Annotated in this window: 19 protein-coding genes; 9 read left to right on the forward strand and 10 right to left on the reverse strand. The window is 74.3% G+C overall.

The genetic code is table 11. The annotated features are described in order from the left end of the window. The first annotated feature begins 81 nt into the window (after positions 1-81). The gene (locus AB0R04_RS24725) at positions 82-1,353 is read left to right on the forward strand and encodes an FAD-dependent monooxygenase (protein WP_363374755.1); all 1,272 of its coding nucleotides are present in this window, start codon (positions 82-84) and stop codon (positions 1,351-1,353) included. On the opposite strand, the gene AB0R04_RS24730 is transcribed toward AB0R04_RS24725, so the two are convergent. Next, positions 1,337-3,187: a hypothetical protein gene (locus tag AB0R04_RS24730; protein WP_363374756.1), complete on the reverse strand. Its 1,851-nt coding sequence runs from the start codon at positions 3,185-3,187 to the stop codon at positions 1,337-1,339. The two genes, AB0R04_RS24725 and AB0R04_RS24730, sit on opposite strands and share 17 nt — an antisense overlap. Before the next feature lie 342 nt (positions 3,188-3,529). On the opposite strand from AB0R04_RS24730, the gene AB0R04_RS24735 reads away from it, so the two are divergent. Together AB0R04_RS24735 and AB0R04_RS24740 are read left to right on the forward strand one after the other, a co-directional pair. Further along, positions 3,530-4,159 (forward strand): CBS domain-containing protein, encoded by a 630-nt coding sequence (locus AB0R04_RS24735; RefSeq protein ID WP_363374759.1) that lies wholly within the window; start codon positions 3,530-3,532, stop codon positions 4,157-4,159. Between the two features lie 142 nt (positions 4,160-4,301). Continuing rightward, on the forward strand, positions 4,302-4,952 hold the full coding sequence (locus AB0R04_RS24740) for a beta-glucanase (RefSeq protein ID WP_363374761.1): 651 nt from the start codon (positions 4,302-4,304) through the stop codon (positions 4,950-4,952). A 10-nt stretch (positions 4,953-4,962) separates the two neighbouring features. Here the strand turns inward: AB0R04_RS24740 and AB0R04_RS24745 are convergent, their stop codons facing one another. Then, the gene (locus AB0R04_RS24745) at positions 4,963-5,334 is read right to left on the reverse strand and encodes a hypothetical protein (RefSeq protein WP_363374764.1); all 372 of its coding nucleotides are present in this window, start codon (positions 5,332-5,334) and stop codon (positions 4,963-4,965) included. A gap of 156 nt (positions 5,335-5,490) precedes the next feature. Between AB0R04_RS24745 and AB0R04_RS24750 the strand changes: the two genes are divergently transcribed. After that, complete coding sequence (locus tag AB0R04_RS24750; protein WP_363374767.1) at positions 5,491-5,838, forward strand: hypothetical protein; 348 nt, start codon at positions 5,491-5,493, stop codon at positions 5,836-5,838. A gap of 128 nt (positions 5,839-5,966) precedes the next feature. Here AB0R04_RS24750 and AB0R04_RS24755 read toward each other — a convergent pair whose 3' ends face one another. Continuing rightward, positions 5,967-6,377: an organic hydroperoxide resistance protein gene (locus AB0R04_RS24755; RefSeq protein ID WP_063350702.1), complete on the reverse strand. Its 411-nt coding sequence runs from the start codon at positions 6,375-6,377 to the stop codon at positions 5,967-5,969. Between the two features lie 117 nt (positions 6,378-6,494). Here AB0R04_RS24755 and AB0R04_RS24760 point away from each other — a divergent pair, with 117 nt between their 5' ends. The 3 genes from AB0R04_RS24760 to AB0R04_RS24770 all read left to right on the forward strand — a co-directional run bounded on the left by AB0R04_RS24760 (position 6,495) and on the right by AB0R04_RS24770 (position 8,483). Further along, on the forward strand, positions 6,495-6,968 hold the full coding sequence (locus AB0R04_RS24760) for a MarR family transcriptional regulator (RefSeq protein WP_363374770.1): 474 nt from the start codon (positions 6,495-6,497) through the stop codon (positions 6,966-6,968). A gap of 256 nt (positions 6,969-7,224) precedes the next feature. Further along, positions 7,225-7,797: a sigma-70 family RNA polymerase sigma factor gene (locus tag AB0R04_RS24765; protein WP_063350704.1), complete on the forward strand. Its 573-nt coding sequence runs from the start codon at positions 7,225-7,227 to the stop codon at positions 7,795-7,797. Continuing rightward, the gene (locus AB0R04_RS24770) at positions 7,794-8,483 is read left to right on the forward strand and encodes a hypothetical protein (protein WP_363374772.1); all 690 of its coding nucleotides are present in this window, start codon (positions 7,794-7,796) and stop codon (positions 8,481-8,483) included. The genes AB0R04_RS24765 and AB0R04_RS24770 overlap by 4 nt, the downstream gene beginning before the upstream one ends. Positions 8,484-8,550: 67 nt before the next feature. Here the strand turns inward: AB0R04_RS24770 and AB0R04_RS24775 are convergent, their stop codons facing one another. From AB0R04_RS24775 to AB0R04_RS24795, 5 genes are all read right to left on the reverse strand, one after another. Then, positions 8,551-9,219 carry a GAP family protein gene (locus tag AB0R04_RS24775; protein WP_363374775.1) on the reverse strand — a complete coding sequence of 223 codons (669 nt, stop codon included), beginning with the start codon at positions 9,217-9,219 and terminating at the stop codon, positions 8,551-8,553. 295 nt (positions 9,220-9,514) lie between these two features. Next, entirely contained in the window at positions 9,515-10,939 is a 1,425-nt protein-coding gene (gene argG / locus AB0R04_RS24780; RefSeq protein WP_063350707.1) for an argininosuccinate synthase, read from the reverse strand. Positions 10,940-11,176: 237 nt separating this feature from the next. Continuing rightward, positions 11,177-11,707, reverse strand: a complete 531-nt coding sequence (locus tag AB0R04_RS24785) for a hypothetical protein (RefSeq protein ID WP_363374777.1) — start codon at positions 11,705-11,707, stop codon at positions 11,177-11,179. Positions 11,708-11,793: 86 nt separating this feature from the next. Next, complete coding sequence (locus AB0R04_RS24790) at positions 11,794-12,483, reverse strand: rhomboid-like protein (protein WP_363374779.1); 690 nt, start codon at positions 12,481-12,483, stop codon at positions 11,794-11,796. Between the two features lie 71 nt (positions 12,484-12,554). Then, on the reverse strand, positions 12,555-12,878 hold the full coding sequence (locus tag AB0R04_RS24795; protein WP_363374782.1) for a hypothetical protein: 324 nt from the start codon (positions 12,876-12,878) through the stop codon (positions 12,555-12,557). Between AB0R04_RS24795 and AB0R04_RS24800 the strand changes: the two genes are divergently transcribed. Continuing rightward, the gene (locus AB0R04_RS24800; protein ID WP_363374784.1) at positions 12,862-13,569 is read left to right on the forward strand and encodes a rhomboid-like protein; all 708 of its coding nucleotides are present in this window, start codon (positions 12,862-12,864) and stop codon (positions 13,567-13,569) included. The two genes, AB0R04_RS24795 and AB0R04_RS24800, sit on opposite strands and share 17 nt — an antisense overlap. A gap of 51 nt (positions 13,570-13,620) precedes the next feature. Here AB0R04_RS24800 and AB0R04_RS24805 read toward each other — a convergent pair whose 3' ends face one another. Next, a complete protein-coding gene (locus AB0R04_RS24805) occupies positions 13,621-14,511 on the reverse strand; it encodes a YhjD/YihY/BrkB family envelope integrity protein (protein ID WP_363374787.1) in 891 nt (296 codons plus the stop codon). A gap of 179 nt (positions 14,512-14,690) precedes the next feature. Then, positions 14,691-15,020, reverse strand: a complete 330-nt coding sequence (locus AB0R04_RS24810; RefSeq protein ID WP_063350711.1) for a hypothetical protein — start codon at positions 15,018-15,020, stop codon at positions 14,691-14,693. Between the two features lie 261 nt (positions 15,021-15,281). Here AB0R04_RS24810 and AB0R04_RS24815 point away from each other — a divergent pair, with 261 nt between their 5' ends. Further along, the gene (locus AB0R04_RS24815) at positions 15,282-16,889 is read left to right on the forward strand and encodes a YDG/SRA domain-containing protein (RefSeq protein WP_363374790.1); all 1,608 of its coding nucleotides are present in this window, start codon (positions 15,282-15,284) and stop codon (positions 16,887-16,889) included. Positions 16,890-16,975: the final 86 nt, after the last annotated feature.

Genomic DNA, 16,975 nt, shown 5'->3' on the forward strand with positions numbered 1-16,975 from the left:
CTAACTGCGTCTACCGTACACAGCAGCAAACAGTATCCACCGGACACAGTTTCTCGATCCTCTCGGACGGAGTGGTTTCCCATGAGCACCAAGGTCCTGATCTCGGGCGCGAGCATCGCCGGCCCCGCCCTGGCCCACTGGCTCGGCCGGTACGGCTTCGAGGTCACCGTCGTCGAACTCGCCCCGGCGCTGCGCGGCGGCGGCCAGAACGTCGACTTCCGCGGCCGCACCCACCTGACGGTGCTGGAGCGGATGGGCGTCCTCGACGAACTGCGCGCGCTCGACACCGGCGGCAGCCCGATGACCTTCCTCGGCGCCGACGGCCGTCGACTCCTGCACCTGCCCGCCGAGTTCGCGGGCGGCGAGCTGGAGATCCCGCGCGGCGAACTCTCCCAGCTGCTGTACCGGCACAGCCGCGCCCGCGCCGAGTACGTCTTCGGCGACTCCATCACCGCCCTGGAGGAGACCCCGAGCGGCGTGCGGGCCGCCTTCCGGCACGGCGCGGCGCGCGAGTTCGACCTGGTGATCGGCGCCGACGGGCTGCACTCCAACGTCCGCCGGCTCGCCTTCGGCCCCGAGCAGCGCTACGTCCGCCACCTCGGCTACTACGCGGCCACCTGGCAGTTCCCCAACGACCTCGGCCTGCCGCCCGGTTCGGTCGGCCTCAACGTCCCCGGTCGGCTCGCCTCGATCGGCGCCGACCACCGCGACCCGACCCGCGCGGGCGCCTTCTGCCTCTTCGCCTCGCCCGAACTGCGCTACGACCGCCACGACCCGGAGCAGCAGAAGGCCCTGGTGCGGGACGCCTTCGCGGGCCTCGGCTGGGAGGTGCCGCGCCTGCTGGAGAGCCTGCGGCACACCCCCGAGCTCTACTTCGACTCGATCAGCCGCGCCGACGTCCCCACCTGGTCCAGCGGCCGGATCGCCCTGCTCGGCGACGCGGCCTGCGGCGCCACCATCGGCGGCATGGGCACCGGCACCGCTGTGGTGGCCGCGTACGTCCTGGCCGGCGAACTGGCCCGCGCCCGCGGCGACCACCGCACCGCCTTCGCCCGGTACGAGCAACTGCTGCGCGGCTACGCCCAGGGCTGCCAGAAGGGCGGGGACCGCACCGGCCCGTTCCTGGCGCCGCGCACCGCCACCGGCCTGCGCGTGCGCAACGGGCTGCTGAACCGGCGCTGGGTGCTGAACCGGATGCTGGAGCTCGGGAAGCAGGTCTCCAGCGTCGAGCTGCCGGACTACGAGCTGCCGAAGGGCGGGCTGCCGGACTGCGAGCCGCTGGAGAGCGAGCTGGAGAGCGGGCTGCTGGAGAGCGCGCGCGAGTCGGCCGGTCGGTTCAGTGCGGCGGACTGATCCGGGCGCCGCCGTCCAGGGCCGCCTCCACCTGGACGGCCGCCCGGGCCGGGCGCTCGACGGCCAGCGTGTGGTCCGGGGCGGGCCGGTCGGCGGACCAGTCCGGGCCCTTGACGGCGAGCCGGGTGACCCGCCGGCTGCCCGCCGCGAGCAGGAACTCCGCCCCCTGTGGGGAGCGCCACCAGGCCCAGCCGACGACGTCCTGCTCGAACCGGCTGCACGCCCGCCCCGGGCCGCCGCCGGTGCGTTGCGGGCCGCGGGCGGTCGGCAGCAGGACGGCGGTGGCGGCGCTGCCCTCGCCGGTCCAGCGGTCGGCGCGCAGGCAGACCCAGGACGCCGAGCCCGCGTTCTGCGGCAGCGGCTGCACCGCGAAGGCCCACAGGTTGAGCTGCTTGACGCCCGGCGTGCCGTCCGGGACGGCGCAGCCCGCGCGGGCCCAGGCCAGCAGCGCGTCCTGGCCGGTGGCCTCGCGCGGCTCGCGGGCCTGCTGGGCGCGGTCCGGTGGCGGGGAGTAGGTGAGGTGCGCGGGGACGAGCCCGCCGAGGTCGGTCAGCAGGAAGGCGTGCCTCTCGGCGATGGCGGGGGAGGAGTGCAGCTGGAGCACCGTGGCGCCGTGGCAGTCCGCGAGCCCGCCGCCCGGGACCGCCGCCGTGACCCCGCCAGGGTGGTCCAACGGCCGTGCGGGGGAGTCGGGTTGGTCGATCCGGCGGGTCTCGGCGGCGTCCACCCAGGGGGCCAGCAGATAGCGCACGGCGGTGCCCTGGCGGCGCAGCACCACCGCGCCCGCCGTGGTCACGTCCGAGTCGTCGGCCCGGGCGAGGTCCAGGCCGCCGTCGCGCCCGTCGGTGTAGCGGGCGAGCCGCCGACCGTCGAACAGCACCACCACGGCGGCGCCGTCGACCGTCCCGGCGAACAGGAGGGCCGGCGGGGCGACGGGAGGCGTGGCGTCCACGCCCGGCTCGGCGCGCGTCGGTGGGCCGGGCCGCTCCCAGGCGGCCAGGGCGCGGCCGAGCAACGCGCCGTCGTCGCGGCGGTCGCCGCGGGCGGGCCAGGCGGTGAAGTCGACCCGTGCGGTGTGCTGCCACCGGTCCGGCTCGACCCGGGTCAGGCGGGCCGGGTCGGCCGCGGTGCCGGACGGGGCGGGTGCGGGGCGGGCCGCAGGCGCGGCCGGGCCGGAGTCGGCCACCACGGCCGCCGTCGTGCTGAGTCCGAGCAGGCCGACCAGCAGCACGGCGCTCCACGTCCGGCGGCGGCGCAGCAGGTCGGTGGGCTGGACCCGCACCGCGCACGGGTCGAAGGCGGGCGGCTCCGGGTCCGCCCCGGCGGTCACACCGGCCGCCGCCGCGACGGCCTCCTGGGGGCGCTCGACCCCGGCCTGTCGCAACACCCCGGCCGCCTGCTCCGGCGTCAGCCCCTCCACCGCGCGCAGGGCGAAGGCCGCCCGGGCGGGGGCGTCGAGCGCCGCGAGCGCGCGGTCCAGCGCCGCGTCCTCCTCGCCGCCGTGCGGGGTGAACAGCCGCAGTCCCCAGATCCGGGGAGCGGGCAGCCGCCGCGCGGGGTGCCGCCGCAGCGCTGCGCGCAGCACCCGCAGGCGCAGTGCGGCGTACACCGGGTCCTCGTCCGCCGCCGGCGGACCGGCCGGGCGGGTCCAGCGGGAGGGCAGGGCGCGCTGGACGGTCGCGTGCGCGGCCAGCACCCGGCTGTGCCGGTCCCGGTCGGCGGGCAGCGCGAGGTACGCCAGCCGGGCCAGCCTGCGGTAGTGGCGCACCAACGCCGCCTCGGCCTGGGCCACCGGGCGCGCCGCGGCGCCCTGCGCCGGCGATGCCGCGCCCACCGTCCGTCCTGCCAACGGGCCCTCCCCGGATGCCGTGCGTGCTGTCGTGGTGGACGGTCCAACGAGTCGATCATGTGATGGTTGCGCCGTCCGGGTCGCCGGGTCGCCGGGTCGGTGCGTTGCTGGTTTCGGCGAGGCGGCGGGCGGGCGGCGGTTCGGCACGGTGTCGGATCCGCGTTCGGCAGGCGGGCCCAAGGTCCCGCCCGTTCAGCCCCTTGGCCCCTGGCGGCCCGTGCCGCCGGGCGCGATGCTGCCGGTACCGGCCGGGACGATCCGCGCCCGGCCGCAAGAGTGTCGTGGACGAGGTGAACCGGCGTGCGGCATGCCACCGTCGAATCAGTGATGACCAGCCCCGTGGTCCGGGTCGCGCCCGAGACCGGCTTCCGGGAGATCGTCGCGCTGCTGACCGAGTACGACATCACCGGGGTGCCGGTGGTGGACGCGGAGGGGCGGCCGCTCGGGATCGTCTCCGAGGCCGACCTGCTGCGCACGCTGGCCGCGCAGGAGGATCCGGGCGCGCTGCTGCCCGCCCCCGAGGCGGTGCCGGCCGGCCCGGGCGGTGCCGTGACCGCGGCCGACCTGATGACCGGGCAGCCGGTCTGCACGACCCCCGGGACCAGCGTGGTCGCGGCGGCCCGGCTGATGAGCCGGCACGGGCTGAAGCGGCTGCCGGTGCTGGACGAGGACGGACGGGTGATCGGCATGGTCAGCCGCGGGGACCTGCTGCGGGTGTTCCTGCGCGAGGACGTGGTGATCCGGCGGGAGATCGTCGAGGAGGTGCTCGGCCGGATCGACGGGGTGAGTCCGGCGGAGATCGGCGTCGAGGTCGATCAGGGCCGGGTGGTGCTCAGCGGTACGGTGCCCGAGCCGCACCTGGTCCCGATCGTGCTCAACCTGTGCCGATCGGTGGACGGCGTGGTCTCGGTCACCGACCGGCTCGGTGCGGGCGGGGCGGCCGCTCCGGTGAGCTGATCCGTCGATCCTGCGATCCGACCGCTGTGCGCCGCCCCGGCCCGGACGGGTCGCTTCGCATACTGCGGAGCGTATCGGGTAACTCACCCTGTGTGCCCGGCGGGTCGAACCGCCGGGGCGGCGGAGCACAGGGGAGGCGGCCGTGGCGGTCGTGTTCGACGCGGACTTCACTTCGACCAGACAGTGGACTGCCGGGCGCAGCAGTGCCTACCCCCGGATGGGGCCGACCAACCGGAGCGACCACAAGCTCGACTACCTCGGCCGCGGCTACTGCCCGGGTGGTGTGTTCAGCGCCACCCGGCGGCTCGTCGGCGGGCTCTGGACGTGCAACCTGCTCACCACCGAGGGCAGTCCGGACGGCTTCCAGGCCCGCACCGGCGACCAGCTGTCGGCACGCATCACGCTGCCCGTCGGGCTGGGGGCCTGGCCGGCCGTCTGGACCTGGCGGGACGGCGGCAACGAGGTCGACCTCTTCGAGTACCACCCCGACCACCCTGACCTGTTGGAGTTCTCCAACCACGTTCGGGGCGGGTACCGGTACTGGCACGGCGCCGGCTCGGGGATCGCGCCCGGGTCGACCTTCGACCTGCGGGTCGTGCTCGGCGCGAACTCGGTGGACTGGTACGTCGAGGACGAGCTGGTCTACGCGGACCTGCACGGGGTCGGTCCCGGCTGGCAGGCGTACCTGATCGTCAACCTGTCGGTCGCGGACGGCACGTACCACGACCGGCCGCCGCTGCAGGGGCCGGACCGGCTCAGCTGGGTCTGCCACAGCCTTCGGGTCGAGCGCTGAGCGTCCCGCCTCACGGGGCGAAGGTGGCGGTGACCGGGCCGCGCGGGCCGGAACGCTGGAACCAGATCGTCCGGCGGTGCGCGCCGATGTGCGCGGGGTGGGCCACGTACAGGTCGTCGCGCGGGGCGCGTTCGTTGCCGGGGGCCAGGGCCGCGTCCACGGCGCGCGCGGCGATGGCGTGCAGCAGGGCGGTGGCGGTCGCTTCGGCCGCGGGCGGTGCGATGGCGAGCGCGGTGAGTTCGGCCCAGAGCGCGGTGGAGACGTAGCTGATCGGGGAGTGGCCGAGCGCGCGGTGGGGGCGGTGGTCCCCGTGGCGCCGCAGCACCCCGGCCGCGACGAGCTGCTCGGGCGAGCGGTCGTCGGCCGGTGGGTGGTGGTTCATGGGCGGCAACGCTACCCCGGTGGGCCGGGCGCTGAGCGCCGGAACGTTTTCTCAGGCTTTCTTCAGGGCGCTTCGGCCCGGTGCGGGCGCACGATGGTGGTGAGGCGCTGGTCACCTCGGCGGGCCCCGGCTGCGGGGCCGGAGGAGGAGGTCCCCATGCGGTACTGGCACGGACACGGCCACGTCCTGGGTGGCTGGGGCATCGGTGTGATGGCGGTCTTGACGCTGCTGGTCCTGCTGGTGTTGGTGCTCGCCGCCATCGCCCTGTTCCGGTACGTGTCGCGGTCGCGTCGACCGCTGCCGTACGGCCCGGCGGGTCCGGGTTCGGGCTCAGCGGCTTCGGGTGCGGCGGGGCCGGGGTGGGGCGCACCGCACGGCGCGGTGGCCGGGCCGACGCCCGAGCAACTGCTCGCGGAGCGGTTCGCGCGTGGCGAGATCGACACCGAGGAGTACCGGCACAGGCTCGACACGCTGCGCTCGGTGAACGGGCCGGGTGACGGCTGAGCCGGGGCGCACGCGGGCCCGCCACACGGTGGTGCGTGTGGCGGGCCCGTCTGCGGTGGCGGCCTGGCCGGCGTTTGCGCAGCCCGTTCGGCCTGCGCGGTCTACTCGGCGTGCGTGGCCTGCTGGGTCTATTCGACGACCAGCTCGACCGGGATGTTGCCGCGGGTGGCGCGCGAGTACGGGCAGACCTCGTGCGCCTGCTTGACCAGCTGCTCGCCGGTCCCGTCCGCGAGTGCCTCGGGCAGTTCGACGCGCAGCACGACGGCCAGGCCGAAGCCGGCGCCGTCCTTGCCGATGGACACCTCGGCGGTGACCGAGACCTCGCTGGTGTCGACCCGCGCCTGGCGGCCGACCAGGCCGAGGGCGCTGGCGAAGCAGGCCGCGTAGCCGGCCGCGAACAGCTGCTCGGGGTTGGTGCCCTGGCCGCTGCCGCCGAGCGCGGGCGGCATCGCGAGCGCGAGGTCCAGCTGCCCGTCGGAGCTGACGGCGCGGCCCTCCCGGCCGTTGGCGGTGGCGGCTGCGGTGTAGAGCGCGTCCATGGTCGGTTCCCTTCGTGTGTTCCGGCGGCCGCCCGGGCCGCCCTCTGGAGATAAGTAGAGCACGCAATTCAATTGCGCACAACTGAATGGCGTGAGGGTGATCGGTACCATGGAGCCATGACCACGCTCCCCGGCATGGCGGACGAGGAACTGCTCCGCCTCGACCAGCAGATCTGCTTCTCGCTGAACGCGGCCTCCCGCGCCTTCGGCGGCGTCTACCGGGTGCTGCTCCGCGACCTCGGGCTCACCTACCCCCAGTACCTCGTCCTGCTCGTGCTCTGGGAGGACGGCGACCTGCCCGTCAAGCGGATCGGCGAGCGCCTGCGGCTCGACTCCGGCACGCTCTCCCCGCTGCTCAAGCGGCTGGAGGCGGCCGGGCTGGTGCGGCGCGAGCGCAGTCCGGAGGACGAGCGGTCGGTCACCGTCAGCCTCACCACCGAGGGCTCCGCCCTGCGCGAGCGGGCCGGCCAGGTGCCGCGCCGGCTGTTCGACGCGACCGGGCTGCCGGTCGAGGACCTGGCCGCGCTACGCGTACTGCTGGAGCGGGTGACCGCCGCGCTGGACTCGGCGGTGGTGGAGCCGGCGCCGTAGTCGCGGCATCCGCCCTGTCAAGTCGGGCGGTCCGCGGCCTGTGACGTGGGTCACGTGCGTCTGGGTCCCGGGCTCCTGTCGGGGCCGAATCGGCAGGTCAGCGCCGGTTTTCGAAAGTGAACGGAAACGGTCGCCAATTGTCCGCCCGATCCGGTCAACAACCCGGGCCGCCCGGACGGTTACACCACGAGCCCCCAGGGGCCGTCGGCGTGCCACCCGGTGGGCCGGCCAGCTGACCCACGAAAGGGGGGCGCGTGTGCTGAACACCCCCGGGCCGGGCGAGAAGCGGGACCTGCGGGCGGACCCGCTCGGCGCGCTGCCGGCCGACTTCGAGGCCTTCTTCACCCGCGAGCACCCGGGCTACCTCCGGTACGCCCAGCAGCGCCTGCGACATCGCGAGGACGCGCAGGACGCCGTCCAGAACGCGGGCGCCACGCTCTACAAGAACTGGCGCCGCGCCCTGGCCAGCGCCGACCCGCAGGCCTTCGCCTTCAAGATCGTCAAGGATGCGGTGGTGGACCTCCTGCGCGAGCGCCGCCGTGCCGAACGCAAACGGCTGCGCGTCATCGCGCAGCGCCGGCCCGACACCAGCCAGGACGAACTGGACCAGCTCGCCGAACTCGACGCGCTGGACTGGGCGATGGAGGAGCTCGCGCGCGCCGCCCCGGTCCAGGCCGACGTCGTCCGGCTGCGCCAGGCGGGCCTGTCCTACCCGGACATCGGCCGCAGCCTCGGCATCGCGCACACCACCGCTCGCACCTACTACAGCCTCGGGCGGCGCCACCTGGAGTACCTGCTGGAGCAGCCGGACGACGGGCAGGCGCCGTGAAGGTCACCGAACTGCTGCGGGCGGACGCCGCCCTGCTGGAACGCGAGTTCCGCGACCACGACCCGGCCGCCTTCACCCGTCGGCTGGCCGAGCGGCTCGCCGCCGCCCGCCGGCCCGCGCCGCCCGCCCGCGAACGCCCGGCCCGCCCGCCCGCGAACGCCCGGCCACCGCACGCCTTCGGCGAGCCCCCGTGGGCCGGCGGCCGGACCGAGCTCCGACGCGACCTGCGGCACCTGTGCGCCACCGTGGCGGGCGCGGTGGACCCGGCCGAACTGGCGCTGGACCTCGAACTCGCCGAGAAGACGGCCTTCCGCACCCTCGGCTGCCTGCTCTACGGGATGGGCCGCACCGCGGACGGCGTCTTCTGGTGGCGGATCGCGACGCAGTACGGCGACCGGCTGGCCGTGCACTGCCTGGCCGTCCACTACGCGGCCGAGGGCGAGACCCGGGACGCGGCCCGCTGGGCCGCCCAGGCCGAGGACCTCAGCGCCCCCGGTCACCTGCCCGCCCTGGCCCCGGACGCCGGGCCGGGCGGCGCCGCGCAACTGGCGCGGGAACTGGCCGAGCGCTACGACGGCGAGATCCTGCTGACGCTCAGGGACGTGCTGGCGGTGCGCCCGGGGGCGGATGGCGGACGGCTGGGCCTGCGGTCGGTGCGGGGGAGAGGGGTGGTGCGCATCCGGTGAGCCTGGCGGTGGGGCAGTGGGGCGCTGGTGGGTGGTGGTGGCAGCGGGGCGGCCGCCGCCCGCGGGCTCACGCGAGCCCCGTGATGGCGTCGCCGACGTACTCGGCCCCGATCACGGCCAGCACGGTGGTCGTGATCGCTGTGCTGTGGGTGGCCAGCCAGGCCTTCCACTCCCCGAGGGTCCGCGCCGAGCGGTCCCCGCGGAGCAGGTGGACCCCGAGCGGAAGCAGCGTGCACAGCGAGCCGATCAGCACCATCAGCGCGGCGGCCACCACCGTGCCCCCGACCCCGGCCGTACTGGCGGCGATCGAGGCCGCGCCGCCGACGGCCAGTGCCAGGTTCTTCGGGCCGGTCGTGACCAGGGCCACCGCGAGACCGGCCGACCGGCCCGCGCTGAAGCGGCCCACCTCCCGCATCCACCTCGGCGGCGCGGTGACGTGCCCCGCGCGGGGCCGGTCGCGCCACTGCTTCCCGGTCATCAGGACGAACAGGACGCCCAGCGCGAGCTCCAGCCAGTACAGCCAGGCCGGCCGGCCGCCACCCGAACCCAGTGCGCTGCCCGCCGCCACCACGACCGCCACCACCGCCGCCAGGCCGACCGCCCAGCCGGCCGCGAAGGCGAGCCCGATGGTCCGCCCGCGCGGTGCGGCCAGCATCAGGACCACCGCGACCAGCGCCGGCGGGCTGATCGCGAGGCCCACCGCCGACGCCAGCATCGAACCGACCGCCTCGCCCATCCCGCTCCCGCCTCCTCGCCGTCGCCCGGTCTCGCCCGGCGGGGCCGCCGCCCGGGTTTGCGTCCGGTGGAGTCGCTGCCCGGGGCGTCCGGTGAAGCCGTCGCCCGGGCCTGCTCCGCCGGGCACACGTCTGCCCCATTCAGCTACGCCCGGGGCCGCCATGCACGGCCGGGGCCGCTGTGCGGGTGGGGGTCCGGAGGGCTCAGGCGCGGAACGGCCGTCGTTCGCCCGGAACCGCCGAGGGCCGCCGCACCGGTGCGGTGCGGCGGCCCTCGGACGTGGTCACGGCAGCGGATCAGTCGTTGCCCGACTCGATCGCAGCGCTGTCGAGCGCGGTGGACTTGGCCGCCAGCGCCTCGGCGTCGGGGCCGGCGGCGGCGATCGGCGCCGCCCCGCCGGGCGCCAGCTCGCCGATCAGGCCGCTCCACGGCGCCAGCTGGCCGTGCACCGCGTACTGCTCCAGCTTGCTGCGCGAGTCGGCGATGTCGAGGTTGCGCATGGTCAGCTGGCCGATGCGGTCGTCCGGGACGAACGCGGCGTCGACGCTGCGCTCCATGGACAGCTTCTCGGGGTGGTAGCTGAGGTTCGGGCCCTGGGTGTCGAGCACCGAGTAGTCCTGGCCGCGGCGCAGTCGCAGCGTGACGCTGCCGGTGACCGGCTGGCCGACCCAGCGCTGCAGGCTGTCGCGGAGCATCAGCGACTGCGGGTCGAACCAGCGGCCCTCGTACAGCAGCCGCCCGAGCCGGCGGCCCTGGGTGTGGTAGGTGGCGACAGTGTCCTCGTTGTGGATCGCGTTGAGCAGCCGCTCGTAGGCGGTGTGCAGCAGCGCCATGCCGGGGGCCTCGTAGATGCCGCGGCTCTTGGCCTCGATGATGCGGTTCTCGATCTGGTCCGACATGCCCAGGCCGTGGCGCCCGCCGATCCGGTTGGCCTCGTGCACCAGCTCGACGGCATCGGCGAACGCCCGGCCGTTGATGCGGACCGGACGGCCGAACTCGAACTCGATCGTCACGTCCTCGGTCTGGATCTCGACCGCCGGGTCCCAGAAGGCCACGCCCATGATCGGGCTGACGATCTCCATCGAGGTGTCCAGGTACTCCAGCCGCTTGGCCTCGTGGGTGGCGCCCCAGATGTTGGCGTCGGTGGAGTAGGCCTTCTCGGCGGAGTCGCGGTACGGCAGGTCGCGCTCGGAGAGCCAGGCGGACATCTCCTTGCGGCCGCCGAGCTCGGTGACGAACCGCTGGTCCAGCCACGGCTTGTAGATCCGCAGGCTGGGGTTGGCGAGCAGGCCGTAGCGGTAGAACCGCTCGATGTCGTTGCCCTTGTAGGTGGAGCCGTCGCCCCAGATGGAGACCTCGTCCTCGCGCATCGCGCGGACCAGCAGGGTGCCGGTCACGGCGCGGCCGAGCGGGGTGGTGTTGAAGTACGTCTGCCCGGCGGAGCGGATGTGGAAGGCGCCGCAGGCGAGGGCGGCCAGGCCCTCCTCGACCAGCGCCGCCCGGCAGTCGACCAGCCGGGCCTGCTCGGCGCCGTAGGCGCGGCCGCGGGCCGGGACGTCGGCGAGGTTCGGCTCGTCGTACTGGCCGATGTCGGCCGTGTAGGCGTAGGGGACGGCGCCGTGCTCGCGCATCCACGCGACGGCGACGGAGGTGTCCAATCCACCGGAGAATGCGATGCCGATCCGTTCACCGACCGGCAGCTTGCTCAAGACCTTCGACATGCATGCACCCTTGACCCGCGAGGCGCGGGCTCCTGACTTAGCGACGTGTGAGGGGATTCGGCGTATCCGATGCCCGCACTCTGGCATAGGTTTGCAGAGTACCGCAAGAGCATACGATCGGCTCGGCGAGGGGCGGCCGCTCCTGTTGCCGCCCCCGGCCGTGGCCGATCGGTGGTCGCCGTACCTCAACCCGGCTTTCTCCCAGGCGCGTTGGGAGGTCGGATGTCGGGGCGGGGGTCAGGAGGCGCTGTCGGCGTCCGGTCCCTGGGCGCGCAGGCGGCGGACGTTCTCCAGCGACTCGCGCAGTTCGGTGAGCCAGGTGTCGGAGTGGCGCTGCACCAGGCGGACACACCAGGCGAGCGCCTCGCTGCGGCTGCGGGCGACGCCCGCCTCCACCAGGGTGTCGAGCACCTGCCGTTCGGGCTGGCGCAGCCGGGTCATGACGGGGGCGGAGACGGTGGTGAACATGCCCCTCAGGTCGCCGCACTCGGCGCCCCAGGAGACCTTGCGGCCGTAACGGCGCTCGGCCTCCCGGGCGACGGCGATCCGGGCGTCCCTGGTCCGGTCGCGGAACTCGGCGATCCGGCCCTCGAGCGCCGCTTCGCGCTCGGCGTCCGATGCTGCTTGGTCGAGGACGGGTTCGGTGATGCGGCCGACGACGGTGATCTCTTCGCGGTCCGCGGTGATCTCGACGAGATCGGTGAACAGGTCGGCGGGGAGGCGGCCGGTGAACCACCCCCGGAGCTCTTCGGGCGAGGTTGTAATCATGTAATCAGCATTACTCGGGGTGGGGGTGATCGCAAGACCCCGGGGAGGAACGTCGGGAGGAACGCCGGAGGAACGGCGGAGGGCCGTCAGCGCGTGGCGGAGACCGGCACCCGGGCCCGGGCCCGCGCCCGGCTGCGCAGCCAGGGCGTCCGGGCGGCCAGCGCGCCGAGGCCGAGCGCCACCAGGTGCCCGGCGTCGGCCAGTTGCTGGTCCAGTGCCCAGGTCACGGCCAGCCCCAGCCCGAGCGCGGGCAGCCCGAACCGGCGCAGCGGAGCCGGGCCCAGGGCCAGCAGGCAGCCGGCGGTGCCGACCAGCCCATAGCTGATCCCGACGTCACGCGCCCGGGACAGCGCCCCCGGGATTCGGGCGGTGAGCATCACCCACATGGCGCCCTCGGTGAGCAGGGTGGCGCCCAGGTGCCCGAAGACGAAGACCGCGCCGGCCCGGGCCGGGCCCCAGCGCCACTCGGCCAGGCCCAGCACCACGGCCACCGCCGCGATGCCCGCCCAGGCGGGCACCCCGTCGACCACCAGCCCGCTGGTGAACATCGTCCACCACTTGCCGACCTCCATGTGGTGGACGTTGCTGCTGTTGTGCCGGACGAACCGGGCCCGGGCGCCGTGGCTCTGGCCGGCCAGCCAGCAGGCCGTCGCGGTCAGCAGCAGCACGTACACCGTGGTCAGCCGCAGTCGGTCCGCCACGTGCAGCGCCGGGTGCCGCGCGCCGGGGCCGGCGTCGATACCTGCAGGTGCGGTCGTCGTGCCGCGCTCGCTCATCGTGCCCGTCGCCCTCGCTGTGCGGTCCCGGTGGTGCCGCCCGGCGGCCCCCGGCGGCCCGTTCCGGGCGGTCAGAGCGCCAGCGTACGCCAGCCCCGGGTGATCTCCTCGCCGACCGAACTCGCGTTCGGCGCCGGGCCGCCCGGGACCGGAGCGGCCGTCAGCAGCTCCAGCAGCGCCGCGCCGTCCACCGGGCGCCCGGCCGGGTCGGCGTTCAGCGCGCGGACCACCACGGCGGCCAGCGCCGGGTCCAGGGCGTGGGGGACGTGGGGGACGTGGGATCGCGTCCGCGAGACCCGGTCACCCGAAGGGCGCACCGCGTCGACGCGCCCGGAGGCGCCCCGGGTGAGGGTGAAGGGAACCGTCGAGGAGGCGCCGATGACCGGTGGCACCACCAATGCGCCCGGACACCGGCGCCCCTGGTGGGCACGCCTCGCGCACGCGGTCTGGACCTACGTCCGCGGGGCCCCGGGCACCTACGTGTGGCTGGCGATCCTGCTCGCCACCACGCAGGTGATCCGCCACGTCGACACCGCGACCGCCGACCGGATCCTGGAACGGCGCTCGACCAACCTGCACCACCTCCAGGTCTCACCGGTGCGCGTGCTGATCACCAGCGCGCTGTGGATCGCGGGCGGCGGGTGGCTGAGCTACTTCCTGCTCTACAACCTCTTCCACGTGCCCGCCGAACGCTGGCTCGGTACCCTGCGCTGGATCTCGGTGGCGATGATCGCGCACGTCGGCGCGACCTACCTCAGCGAGGGCCTGCTCGGGTGGGCGATCCACCGCGGCATCGCCCCGCCGAGGGCCGTCTACACCCTCGACTACGGCGTCAGCTACGCGCTCGCCGGGGTGGTCGCGGTGCTCACCTATCTGATCGTGCGGCCCTGGCGGTACCTGTACGTGGCCGGTGTGCTGGTCTTCTACGGCCTGGGCGTCGCGCAGAGCCGGGACTACACCAGCATCGGCCACTTCAGTGCCGTGCTGATCGGCCTGGCCTGCTACCCGCTGACCCGGGACCGCCCGGGCTCCTGGGACCCGGTTGCCACGGGCCGGCTCGTCCGAGGGCGGCTGCGGCTGCGGTGATGGTGGCGGGGACGGTGGTGGCTGCGCCGTGGTGGTGGCGGCGCCGACGGATCAGCGGGTGCGCGGGGGGCCCGGGGCGGGCGCGCCCAGGTAGATGTTCAGCGGGGGCTCCTGGGCCAGCACCGCCCCCGCCGTGACGGAGAAGGTGACGGCGGCGCAGAGCGCGATCAGCCAGGACAGCAGTATCAGCACCAGCCCCAGCGAACCGTACTGGGCCAGACTGCGGTTCAGCGCGCCCGGCATGTAGACCGGGGCGGTCAGCGACATCGCGGTGGCCGCGGCGGCCGTCAGCAGCGCGCCGGGCAGCAGCGGCAGCCAGCCGACTCGGGCGCTCAACAACAGGTGGGTGGTCCACCACCAGACCACGAAGGACGTTGCGAAGGTGAGCGGCAGGCCCAGCCAGAAGCCGACGCCGAAGCCGTCCCGCAGCGAGCCCTGGAAGACCAGCACCGTCAGCCAGGCCACGATCCACAGCAGCCACCGCCAGGCCGCCGCCCGGGTCCCGGCCTTCGGCAGCCGCCAGGCATGCTCGCAGACCCGGGCCACCGCGCGGCTGCAACTGGTCCCCGACAGCAGTGCCATCAGCACGCCGATGATTCCGGTGGTGCCCCGCAGGTCCCCGTTGCCGTACAGCGCCTGGCGCAGCTCCTGATCCGAGGCGCCGGAGACGCCGAACAGCGCGCGGAGCGAGGCCACCAGCTGGTCCCGCACATCGGCCGGGGCGAACGCGGCCACTGCGAACAGCAGCGGTACGGAGGTCAGGAAGATCTGGGAGGCCATCCGGGTGGCGGCGTCCAGCAGTCCGGGGGAGAGCAGCCGGGCCGTCAGCTCGGTGATCACGGGGAAGCGCCGCTCGGCCTCGGCCCGCGCTCGCTCCCACCGCCCGCGCCCCCTGGCCAGCCGCTCCCCCCAACGGCCGGCGGCCTCCCTCACCGACCTCATCTCTCGGTCCTCCCGCAGCAGGGCAACGATCCGCCCCAGTCAAGGCCAGCCCGGCCCGCCCCGCCACCGGAGGTGTCCGTCCGCAGGCTGGCGGGTGGGCGGCGTCGGGCGTCTGGGGTGGGGGTCGGGGCCCGGCGCGGGGATCGGGGCCGGGTAGCGGGTGTGGTGTGGTCGTGGGTCTACCGTCGGGGCGGCGGGCTCGTGAGGCTCGTGGGGTTCCGTCCGATGAGGGTGTTGAGTACGTTGAGGGCCGCCTTCTTGCGCTGGGCCTTGCGCGACCAGACCGCCGGGCAGACGACCCCGAAGAAGAACAGCAGCACCACGACGAGGCTCGGGGCCGCCGAGATGATCGCGATGGTGTTGTTGCTCTGGAACCCGGCCGCGACCGGGCCGGCGCCGGTCGCGGCGACTCCGGCCGGAGCGAGCCAGCGGGGGCCCGGTGCGGGCGGTGCGGTGCCCGTGGCCTGGGCGCTTCCGCCCGACGCGGGAATCCCCGTACCCTCGTGCATGTAGTTCTCCGGGTGTTGATGGGGCTACGAGTGATGACGGCTTCCTGTTGACGCAGGGAGCCGTCGCTCCGTTGTGGGGCGTACGGCTCGTACCGACAGTGGATACGATGACAGAGCCGTGGAAGGCCGAAAAACCGCAGAAAACATCGCGGGACTTGAGAAAGTTGATGTTGGTCCAGGTCGGAGGCATGCCGACGTCGGCGATGTGACCCACATCACAGGAAATGGGAGAGGAACTGTGAGGAATCTCACGGTGGGGATATGGCGCGCAGGCTCCCGCTGAGTGGAACGGGCCCGCTGGTCTCCTTCGCCCGCGAGCTCCGCGAACTCAAGGAACGGTCCCGGGGCACGGTCGAGACGGTCGTCGCGCTAGGCGCCTCGCGGACGGCGGTCTACGCCGCCCTGAACGGATCCCGCCTGCCGAGCGCCAAGAACCTGGACGCCATGGTCGAGGTGTGGGGCAGCGGCAGCGAGCTCGAACGGCGGCAGTGGCACGACCGGCGACGAGCCGCCGAGGAAGGCCTCGCGGAGGAGGCCCGGCGGCAGGGCACGGCGACAGCAGGCCGCACGCCCGAGGAGGAGGACTTCACCCGCGCACTGCGCGGACTGTGGAACAAGGTCGGCGACCCGTCGACCGAACGGGTGGCGCGCCACTGCGACCTGAGCGCGCGAACCCTCGACTCCTACCTGGACGGACGGACCATTCCGACGGAGTCGCGGCTTCGCGAACTCTTCGACGGGCTGTCCACGCTGCGCGCCGATGACAGCGCCTGGCTGGCGGCCACCCGGGACACCTTCATCGGGGAAGTGCTCTTCCGCGCCCAGACGGCGCGGCAGGAGGAGCGGGCGAGGGTCAGGGAACTGGCCACGGCCCTCCCGAAAGGGCAGGCGCCCGTCGAGTTCGGCCCGTTCCCCGACGGCATCGGGCCGGTGCCGGGCGTACGACTGGGCCAGGAGTTCGACAACCGGCGGGCGCTCTCGCTCGCCGGCGTGCACCGGCCGCTCCAGGCCGGTATCTGCGGTCTGCGAGAACTCGGCGCGGAATCGATCGTGGTCTCCGGTGGGTACGAGGAGGACGAGGATCTCGGTGACGTGATCCTCTACACCGGGGAGGGCGGGCGGAGCCCGCAGGCGGGGCAGCCGGCCCGGAACCAGCAGCTGACGCGCGGCAACGCGGCCCTGGCGACGAGCGCGGCGACCGGGGCCCCGGTTCGCGTGGTCAGGGGGGTCGCCACCGCGACCCGCTCCTTCTACCGCTACGACGGGCTCTTCCGGGTCGAGGACCTCTGGTCCGAGACCTCCTCCGGCGGCTTCCTCGTGTGGCGGTTCCGCCTGGTCGCCCTTCCCCCGGCCGAACAGGCTGCGGCAGTCGCCCGGGTATCGGATCGGGTGACGGCTCCGGTAGCGGCATCGGTGACGGACCGCGTGGCGGATCGGGTGACGGCTCCGACGGGTGAGGACGGTCGGGAGGCGGGGCCGGTCCGATCCGCGACATCGATCGAGCGAGTCGTCCGGAACACCGCGATCGCCACCCACGTGAAACGTGCGCACGACTACACCTGTCAGGTGTGCGGCGTCCGCATGGCGGTCCCGGGCGGCGCCTACGCCGAGGCCGCACACATCACGCCCCTGGGGAGCCCGCACAACGGATCGGACACCGTCGACAACGTTCTCTGCCTGTGTGCCAACCACCACGTGCTGTTCGACTTCGGCATGCTGATCGTCAATGACGACCTCACGGTGGTGAGCCGCGACGACAGCTCCGTGCTGGGCCGGCTGCGGGAGACGCCGGATCACGTCGTCGACCGGAAGCGCCTCGCGGAGCATCGGCTGCGGCACGGGGTTCCCCGGCACGAGGGCATGCGCTGAGCCTCCCGTCCGGTCATCTCGGCCGCCGCCCCGTCTGCTCGTGGTGAACGGGCGGGGCCGCGGGTTGAGCCGAGGGCGGGGCCGGG

The organism is Kitasatospora sp. NPDC056731 (assembly GCF_040687675.1).
Lineage (GTDB): Bacteria > Actinomycetota > Actinomycetes > Streptomycetales > Streptomycetaceae > Kitasatospora.

Excerpts from the sequence above, each read along its gene's own strand:
- AB0R04_RS24725 (WP_363374755.1), top strand. The coding sequence starts at position 82 with ATGAGCACCAAGGTCCTGATCTCGGGCGCGAGCATCGCCGGCCCCGCC.
- AB0R04_RS24735 (WP_363374759.1), top strand. The coding sequence starts at position 3,530 with ATGACCAGCCCCGTGGTCCGGGTCGCGCCCGAGACCGGCTTCCGGGAG.
- AB0R04_RS24745 (WP_363374764.1), bottom strand. The coding sequence starts at position 5,334 with ATGAACCACCACCCACCGGCCGACGACCGCTCGCCCGAGCAGCTCGTC.
- AB0R04_RS24750 (WP_363374767.1), top strand. The coding sequence starts at position 5,491 with ATGCGGTACTGGCACGGACACGGCCACGTCCTGGGTGGCTGGGGCATC.
- AB0R04_RS24755 (WP_063350702.1), bottom strand. The coding sequence starts at position 6,377 with ATGGACGCGCTCTACACCGCAGCCGCCACCGCCAACGGCCGGGAGGGC.
- AB0R04_RS24760 (WP_363374770.1), top strand. The coding sequence starts at position 6,495 with ATGACCACGCTCCCCGGCATGGCGGACGAGGAACTGCTCCGCCTCGAC.
- AB0R04_RS24775 (WP_363374775.1), bottom strand. The coding sequence starts at position 9,219 with ATGGGCGAGGCGGTCGGTTCGATGCTGGCGTCGGCGGTGGGCCTCGCG.
- argG (WP_063350707.1), bottom strand. The coding sequence starts at position 10,939 with ATGTCGAAGGTCTTGAGCAAGCTGCCGGTCGGTGAACGGATCGGCATC.
- AB0R04_RS24785 (WP_363374777.1), bottom strand. The coding sequence starts at position 11,707 with ATGATTACAACCTCGCCCGAAGAGCTCCGGGGGTGGTTCACCGGCCGC.
- AB0R04_RS24790 (WP_363374779.1), bottom strand. The coding sequence starts at position 12,483 with ATGAGCGAGCGCGGCACGACGACCGCACCTGCAGGTATCGACGCCGGC.
- AB0R04_RS24800 (WP_363374784.1), top strand. The coding sequence starts at position 12,862 with ATGACCGGTGGCACCACCAATGCGCCCGGACACCGGCGCCCCTGGTGG.
- AB0R04_RS24805 (WP_363374787.1), bottom strand. The coding sequence starts at position 14,511 with ATGAGGTCGGTGAGGGAGGCCGCCGGCCGTTGGGGGGAGCGGCTGGCC.
- AB0R04_RS24810 (WP_063350711.1), bottom strand. The coding sequence starts at position 15,020 with ATGCACGAGGGTACGGGGATTCCCGCGTCGGGCGGAAGCGCCCAGGCC.
- AB0R04_RS24815 (WP_363374790.1), top strand. The coding sequence starts at position 15,282 with ATGGCGCGCAGGCTCCCGCTGAGTGGAACGGGCCCGCTGGTCTCCTTC.